Genomic DNA, 6,229 nt, shown 5'->3' on the forward strand with positions numbered 1-6,229 from the left:
TCAAGCAAAAAAAGAGGCGTTTGTTTATCTCACGCCGAGTAATTCTTTTCAGCGTCGACACCGTAAAGATGAGCATGAACACCTATCGTTAAGGCTTCGCCTTATTCGTTTACCTCATCCGGACGGCCAATACTGTTGACTTAAGCTGTATGTACTAACATCTGTAAATTAAAAATGCTTAAATATCAATTTATTATCTATTAAAGCTGTAAAGGTTTAAATTATATTTAATGTTAATTCAACAACATAGTGTGCAGGTGACTGCCTTGTCGACCTAGTGGGTAACGGACACAATCTCGTTACCTCGAGCCAATGACAGCTAACTTAATGACAGTGAGGACCTTCTGCCAACTGTTTTTTATTTTGTAGGATTATCATGAAAATCATTAATCACTGGTTAACCGATTGCTGCCATATACCATCGCCTAATTTTGACAGTAGACCTGACGTTGAGGATATTGCGTTGGTTGTGATTCACTGTATTAGCCTACCGCCAGGTGAATTTGGCGGTGGTTTTATCGATGAGTTATTTTTAAATCAGTTAAATCCTGAACAGCATGATTATTTTGCTGGCATACATAATTTAAAAGTATCGGCGCATGTACTTATTCGACGTGATGGCTCTTATACCCAATATGTAGGCTTTAACCAAAGAGCCTGGCATGCTGGAGTTTCGATGTATCAGGGACGAGAGCGATGTAATGATTTTTCTATTGGCATAGAGCTTGAAGGGATTGAAACGGTGGCTTATACCGAAGCGCAATATCAAGCTTTGGTTGAGCTAATCAAATGTCTTAAGCAAACTTATCCTTTGTTATCTGAGCAAGCGATAGTAGGTCATAGCGATATTGCGCCAGGACGCAAAACCGACCCTGGCGAGTCCTTTGATTGGCAGAAACTGCGAGCAATGCTAAGTGCTTAGAGGGAAGGTGGGTAGCGTAACTACCCACCTATAAAGGATTATTGCCAGATTAATAAGGAGCTATCGCTCATCCAACCAGTGCCTGTGCCAAAGCCAATACGGGCTTTAACTTCAATAGTATGTGTTCCTGCAGCGGGTACGACGTAAAACACATTCATGACTGGGCGGGTCCAGTTGTGAACATTGCCACCATCTGATGAACACATCGCATCATCTGAGTTAGACGGCGCAACAATCGTGCCGTCAACAATAACATCAACCCCTATCCAGCCTTGCACGTCTTTGCTTTCAAAACTGCATTCGGCGTTATAGGCAATCGCGACGCGTTGATTCGCTTTGCCCGTTTTAAAGGTCAATGAAGTTGCACCGGTGGTATCTAAAGGTAACGCGGTGTTGTCTACGCTGAAAGTAAAATTGCCAGGGCTAGTCGCCGCTAATTTAATAACAGCGAATGCTTGGCTAGTGGTAAAAGCAAGCAGCGAAGCAAGTATTAGTTGTGTTGAAGTTTTCATGATTATATTCCTCGTGTTAGATGTAAGTTTGTTTAAAAATCAATAAACGATGACTCCATTGATAAATCACGATAATCCTCATCTCTGCTAGCGTAACAAACAAACAAACTAATGAGCCTATTAGGTTTGTAACAAAAGCATTAACTTGGATTATAGGCAATATTCCTACTAAAGCAATAAGAATCGAATCGAAATCACTTTTTAAGTCCTACGGCTAGTTTGTTAGTAACTATTTTATTATCAATGAGTTAAGTTATTTTTAGCTATCTATTCAAAGGATATACCAAAGTTCAAGTTATTATTACCAGAAAACCTGAAGAATTTGTTGAGAAAAAGGCTTGATTTTGTAAATGATAATAATTATCATTTAACTCAGCGATGACGTGACCTCTCGCTACACTCAATCTAACGCATGGCGTTCCACCATGCGTTAGACTTTTTAGCGAACACTTTAGGTGTATTTATGCGAAATCAACAAAATTTAGCGAATCGAGATGATTTGATTCAATTACATGCGTCTACGTGTTATGCGATGACGCAGTTTATTAACGGGCGTCATTGTCCTAAATTGGCGCATTTTATTGTACAAAGGTTGAGCCTGTTATTGTCATACCCTGAGTTAACCTTAGTGACCAGTAGCCGGGAGATGTATCAGCAGTTATTAGAGCATTGGCAGTTAGTCACGAAACAATTGCTTGAACAAAAGAACTCAGTGGCACTAGAGTCTAAACATTATCATTGAGGTGATGGCCATGACGGTAAGCGATTTTAATTATCAGCGGCAAAGTGTCGTGATTGTTGAGCAGGAAACGATGCCAGATCGACGGCGGGTCAGTAGTACAGAATTACTAGGCAATCATCAGGAACTCATCATAGAGCATAACCATGATGAATACCGCTTGCGCTTGACCAGTAATAACAAATTGATTTTAACTAAGTAAACGAACTCCGCCAGCCATCTAAAGCGACAGCCAGCTTAGCGTTTATGAGTTTGAATCGCCTTGTAATCGGGGGCATTAAGAACTAAAACAAATGCGTATCAATAATTTCCAGCACATGTTCTAGGCTTTGATCTTCGTTTTCGCCGATGATGTTATGGGTTACGATGGGATATTTTAAATCAATACCGTAACAACCCCGACGTTGACCAAAGGTGTAAACATAAGCCGATAGCTCAGGGTTGCCTACAGGGCAAATTTCTATCGCTTGAAAATGGTTTTCTCTGTTAATCATCGCTAAGGTGTTTTCACCGTAACGATGTACGAGTTCTACCAGAAGCACTTTTATTGGCGGGTCTTTGTCAATCGCCCAGACATTCATGTACATAATTAAAGCTTTTTCACCACGACAGGACGGGTGTAGACGTTCACAATGAATACGTGTTGAACCCGATTAATAACGATTAAACAGGTTAAAAACACGAGAAGGCCTAGTCCGGCTAAGCTGAGATCGCGATAGGGTAAGGTGGGCGGTAAACTCGTGTCGGCTATTACAATGCCAAAAAACAGTGCCAATAACGGTAAGACATAGACGACCAGTGCTGCGCATAACAGCAGTTGCTCGTCTACGGCGACGACGACGTGGTCACCTGGATGCAACGGAATTGCGCTATCAACCGGTATCGGCTGGTTGCGCAATACCGAACTTAATGCATGACTCGTGCAACCCGATTTTTGCGCGCAACCGCCACACGCACTTTCCGGGCAGCTATTTACCCAGGTTTGCTGTTCATCAGTTTTTACTACTATCGCAATTTCTTCAATCATCTGTTAAACGCTGATTTGCAGCAAACCACTTTGGCTAGATTGCTGTTGTTGCCATTCTGCCGGGGTAAAGGCTTTAACGCTAACGGCGTGAAGCTTACCTGAGGCGAGCGGTGCAGTCAGCGTTGATAAGACCAATTGCTGTTTTTTCACTAGCGATAAATCAGTAAATGCGTTGCTAATAACAGTCAGCGCTAAATCACAACCCGCACCGTCGACTAAGACTTCAGCATCGGGCAGTTCTTGTTTCACTAATGCTTGCACTTCGGCAACGCTTAAGTGCTCAGCACTCGTTTCAGGTTTTTCGCTATTAGCACTGGCGAGTAATGGAATTAACTCCCCTTTTTTATACAACTCCTCAATAATATCGCAGCCACCGACTAATTCACCATTGACAAATAATTGCGGATACGTCGGCCAGCGGGAAATGCTAGGCAGTTTTTCCCGAATAAATGGCGCGGCTAATACGTTGACATAAGCGTATTGAAATTTTGTTTCATTTAAAATTCCTACTGCTTTGGCTGAGAAACCGCATTCAGGTTGAGACGGTACGCCTTTCATGTAAAGAATAATCGGGTTAGTTGTAAGTTGTTGCTGGATTTTTTCTTCAGTTTTCATCAGATTTCCTTGCTGGTCTGAAACCTTCCCCTCAGGGAGATTTTTATAGTTTGACAACGATACGCGAGTTTGTTTATCTTCCGCAGCAACCTCCATTTACGGTGGGGGCTACTGGCCTCTATCCGCCAGTGGGAGTCACTTGACGGATGAGGTTGGGTGTGGATTGAAACATAAAGCGTTCCAAAAAGGCGTAAGTTTGAATGACAACAATTAACCCGCTTGTTGTCTGAGCGGGTCGTCATCTTTTTTAATCAGTTTAATGTCGCTGTAGCCTTTGACGGCATCGGCATCAACAACACAGGTTTCGACATTCTCGATAGATGGAATTTCGAACATGGTTTTGCGTAAGATTTGTTCCATAATGCTGCGCAAACCGCGCGCACCGGTCTCCCGTTCTATGGTTTTCTGAGCGATTTCAATCAAAGCTTCTTGCTCAAAGGTTAAGTTAACGCCTTCATAAGCAAACAGTTGTTGGTATTGTTTCACTAGGGCATTTTTGGGCTCGGTTAATACTTGAATAAGCGCATCGACGTCGAGGGGCTCTAGCGGTGCTAATACCGGGAAGCGGCCGATAAATTCAGGAATTAAACCAAATTTGCGTAAATCGCTAGGCTGGGTTTCGTTGAGCATGTCTTCTAAGCTTGGCTTAACCGTTGTTTGCTTAACGGCAGCATGGAAGCCGATAGCCGAGTTAGTCGGTATTAAGCGCTTTTCCACGTGTTTTTCTAAGCCAGGGAAAGAGCCTCCCGCGATAAATAAGATGTTGCGAGTATCCATGATTAAATCGCTACCATCTTTAGTGCTATTACGGCCTTTATTCGGTAGCTTAACATGTGAGCCTTCCACTAAACGCAATAACGCTTGTTGTACGCCTTCACCGGATACATCGCGCGTGCCGGTTGGTTGTTCGGGACTGCGGGCGATTTTGTCGACTTCATCGAGGTAAACAATCCCCCATTCCGCATTCGCCATATTGCCTTCAGCAACATCTAATAGGCGGACTAAGATATTTTCTACGTCTTCACCGACATAACCGGCTTGCGTTAATGTGGTGGCATCGGCCACCACAAACGGTACGCCTACAATTTTAGCTAAGGTACTCGCCAGTAGCGTTTTACCGGTGCCTGATGGGCCGATTAACAAAATGTTTGATTTACCGATTTCAACATCCTTGTTGTATTCGCCTAAACCGGCATCGCCACTTTCATGTTTTAACCGTTTGTAATGGTTGTAAACAGCAACAGATAATATTTCTTTCGCTAAATGCTGACCGATAACATATTGGTCTAAATGCTCTTTAATCTTAGAAGGTTTGGGTAACTCGCCTTGCATTTGCGATAACTCTTTTTTACGGCTCCAATTGCTGACAACCTGGTGCGCGAGTGCAACACAAGCACCGCAGATATAACCTTCAGCACCGGCAATTAATGGGATAGACGCGGATTGTTCGACGCCACAAAATGAACAATGTTTGATTTCTTTAATGCTCATCGCTTTAACTCCTAGTCGGTTGGCATAGCCTGCATGAGTTGCATGGTCAACGCAATCATACTTCGTGGTGTTGTCGGTTGGGGGGCAACCGGGTTTAAGATTCCTTGCTGAGCGACGACAGCCATGCTTTTTGGCATGTCCGGCGTGAACGGTCTTTAATTAATTGTTTAATTTTGGGTGCGGCTTTTTGCAGTGATAGCGTTTCGGGCTTTTTTATCTGCTTGCATAACACCAGATGAAAGCCTATTTCAGATTCGACAAGCCCGCTAATTTCGCCCGCTTTTAAGGTAAACAACACCTCATCAATTTCTGGGTACAGCTTACCGCGTGGCACTAAGCCTAATAAACCACCTTGTAGTGCAGTTGGGCATTCTGAATGTTTTAATGCGTAATCAGCAAATTTGTGCGGTTTTTTCTTTAGCTTACTACCAATTTCTAATAAACGCATTTTTGCCATTTCACGAGTATTCTCAGGATAGTCTGGATTAATACTGATAAAAATATGCCAAGCTTCGCGCAATTCAGGTTGATGAAATTGCTCTGGGTGCAGATGGTAGTAAATACCGATTTCGACTTCGCTAACATCAGGCGAACGGCTGCCGACTAAATCTAGCACGGTATTTACCTTACACTGCCGTTGCAAAGCTGAGCGTAACGAGTCTTCATCTAAGCCGTTTTTATGCAAATCGCTGATAAATGTAGTTTCCTCGTCGTAACGCGCGCGAATTTCAGCAAACGCCCGTTGAATCTCTTGTTCAGTAATAACCACCGAAGCGGCTTCCGCTGAATTTAATACTCGGGTTTCTAGGATAAATTCGTTAGAAGCCTGACGCATTACTTGTGTTAATTCCGCTTCAGCTAATTCGCTAGGTGATTTTTTAAACAACACTAGCGATGCTCTTAGAACATTATAAGCTTCGGGT

Annotated in this window: 9 protein-coding genes; 3 read left to right on the plus strand and 6 right to left on the minus strand. The window is 43.0% G+C overall.

From position 1 onward, the window contains the following. Positions 1-376 precede the first annotated feature (376 nt). Positions 377-922: a 1,6-anhydro-N-acetylmuramyl-L-alanine amidase AmpD gene (ampD, locus tag VZ94_RS16100; protein WP_045780004.1), complete on the plus strand. Its 546-nt coding sequence runs from the start codon at positions 377-379 to the stop codon at positions 920-922. Between the two features lie 38 nt (positions 923-960). Here the strand turns inward: ampD and VZ94_RS16105 are convergent, their stop codons facing one another. Further along, complete coding sequence (locus VZ94_RS16105) at positions 961-1,434, minus strand: hypothetical protein (protein WP_045780005.1); 474 nt, start codon at positions 1,432-1,434, stop codon at positions 961-963. 463 nt (positions 1,435-1,897) lie between these two features. On the opposite strand from VZ94_RS16105, the gene VZ94_RS16110 reads away from it, so the two are divergent. Next, a complete protein-coding gene (locus VZ94_RS16110; RefSeq protein ID WP_045780010.1) occupies positions 1,898-2,176 on the plus strand; it encodes a hypothetical protein in 279 nt (92 codons plus the stop codon). A 10-nt stretch (positions 2,177-2,186) separates the two neighbouring features. Then, positions 2,187-2,375 (plus strand): hemin uptake protein HemP, encoded by a 189-nt coding sequence (hemP, locus tag VZ94_RS16115; protein ID WP_045780006.1) that lies wholly within the window; start codon positions 2,187-2,189, stop codon positions 2,373-2,375. Between the two features lie 82 nt (positions 2,376-2,457). Here the strand turns inward: hemP and VZ94_RS16120 are convergent, their stop codons facing one another. The 5 genes from VZ94_RS16120 to nifM all read right to left on the minus strand — a co-directional run. Next, the gene (locus tag VZ94_RS16120) at positions 2,458-2,760 is read right to left on the minus strand and encodes a hypothetical protein (RefSeq protein WP_239650007.1); all 303 of its coding nucleotides are present in this window, start codon (positions 2,758-2,760) and stop codon (positions 2,458-2,460) included. Positions 2,761-2,762: 2 nt separating this feature from the next. Then, on the minus strand, positions 2,763-3,200 hold the full coding sequence (locus VZ94_RS16125) for a SoxR reducing system RseC family protein (protein ID WP_045780007.1): 438 nt from the start codon (positions 3,198-3,200) through the stop codon (positions 2,763-2,765). 3 nt (positions 3,201-3,203) lie between these two features. Further along, positions 3,204-3,815 (minus strand): Grx4 family monothiol glutaredoxin, encoded by a 612-nt coding sequence (gene grxD, locus VZ94_RS16130; RefSeq protein ID WP_045780008.1) that lies wholly within the window; start codon positions 3,813-3,815, stop codon positions 3,204-3,206. 210 nt (positions 3,816-4,025) lie between these two features. Continuing rightward, a complete protein-coding gene (clpX, locus tag VZ94_RS16135) occupies positions 4,026-5,306 on the minus strand; it encodes an ATP-dependent Clp protease ATP-binding subunit ClpX (RefSeq protein WP_045780009.1) in 1,281 nt (426 codons plus the stop codon). A 94-nt stretch (positions 5,307-5,400) separates the two neighbouring features. After that, on the minus strand, positions 5,401-6,229 hold an 829-nt coding region (gene nifM, locus VZ94_RS16140), incomplete at its 5' end, for a nitrogen fixation protein NifM (RefSeq protein WP_045780012.1).

The sequence above is a fragment of the Methylocucumis oryzae genome (assembly GCF_000963695.1).
Taxonomy (GTDB): Bacteria; Pseudomonadota; Gammaproteobacteria; order Methylococcales; family Methylomonadaceae; genus Methylovulum; species Methylovulum oryzae.

Excerpts from the sequence above, each read along its gene's own strand:
- grxD (WP_045780008.1), bottom strand. The coding sequence starts at position 3,815 with ATGAAAACTGAAGAAAAAATCCAGCAACAACTTACAACTAACCCGATT.
- ampD (WP_045780004.1), top strand. The coding sequence starts at position 377 with ATGAAAATCATTAATCACTGGTTAACCGATTGCTGCCATATACCATCG.
- clpX (WP_045780009.1), bottom strand. The coding sequence starts at position 5,306 with ATGAGCATTAAAGAAATCAAACATTGTTCATTTTGTGGCGTCGAACAA.
- hemP (WP_045780006.1), top strand. The coding sequence starts at position 2,187 with ATGACGGTAAGCGATTTTAATTATCAGCGGCAAAGTGTCGTGATTGTT.
- VZ94_RS16125 (WP_045780007.1), bottom strand. The coding sequence starts at position 3,200 with ATGATTGAAGAAATTGCGATAGTAGTAAAAACTGATGAACAGCAAACC.
- VZ94_RS16110 (WP_045780010.1), top strand. The coding sequence starts at position 1,898 with ATGCGAAATCAACAAAATTTAGCGAATCGAGATGATTTGATTCAATTA.
- VZ94_RS16105 (WP_045780005.1), bottom strand. The coding sequence starts at position 1,434 with ATGAAAACTTCAACACAACTAATACTTGCTTCGCTGCTTGCTTTTACC.
- VZ94_RS16120 (WP_239650007.1), bottom strand. The coding sequence starts at position 2,760 with ATGTACATGAATGTCTGGGCGATTGACAAAGACCCGCCAATAAAAGTG.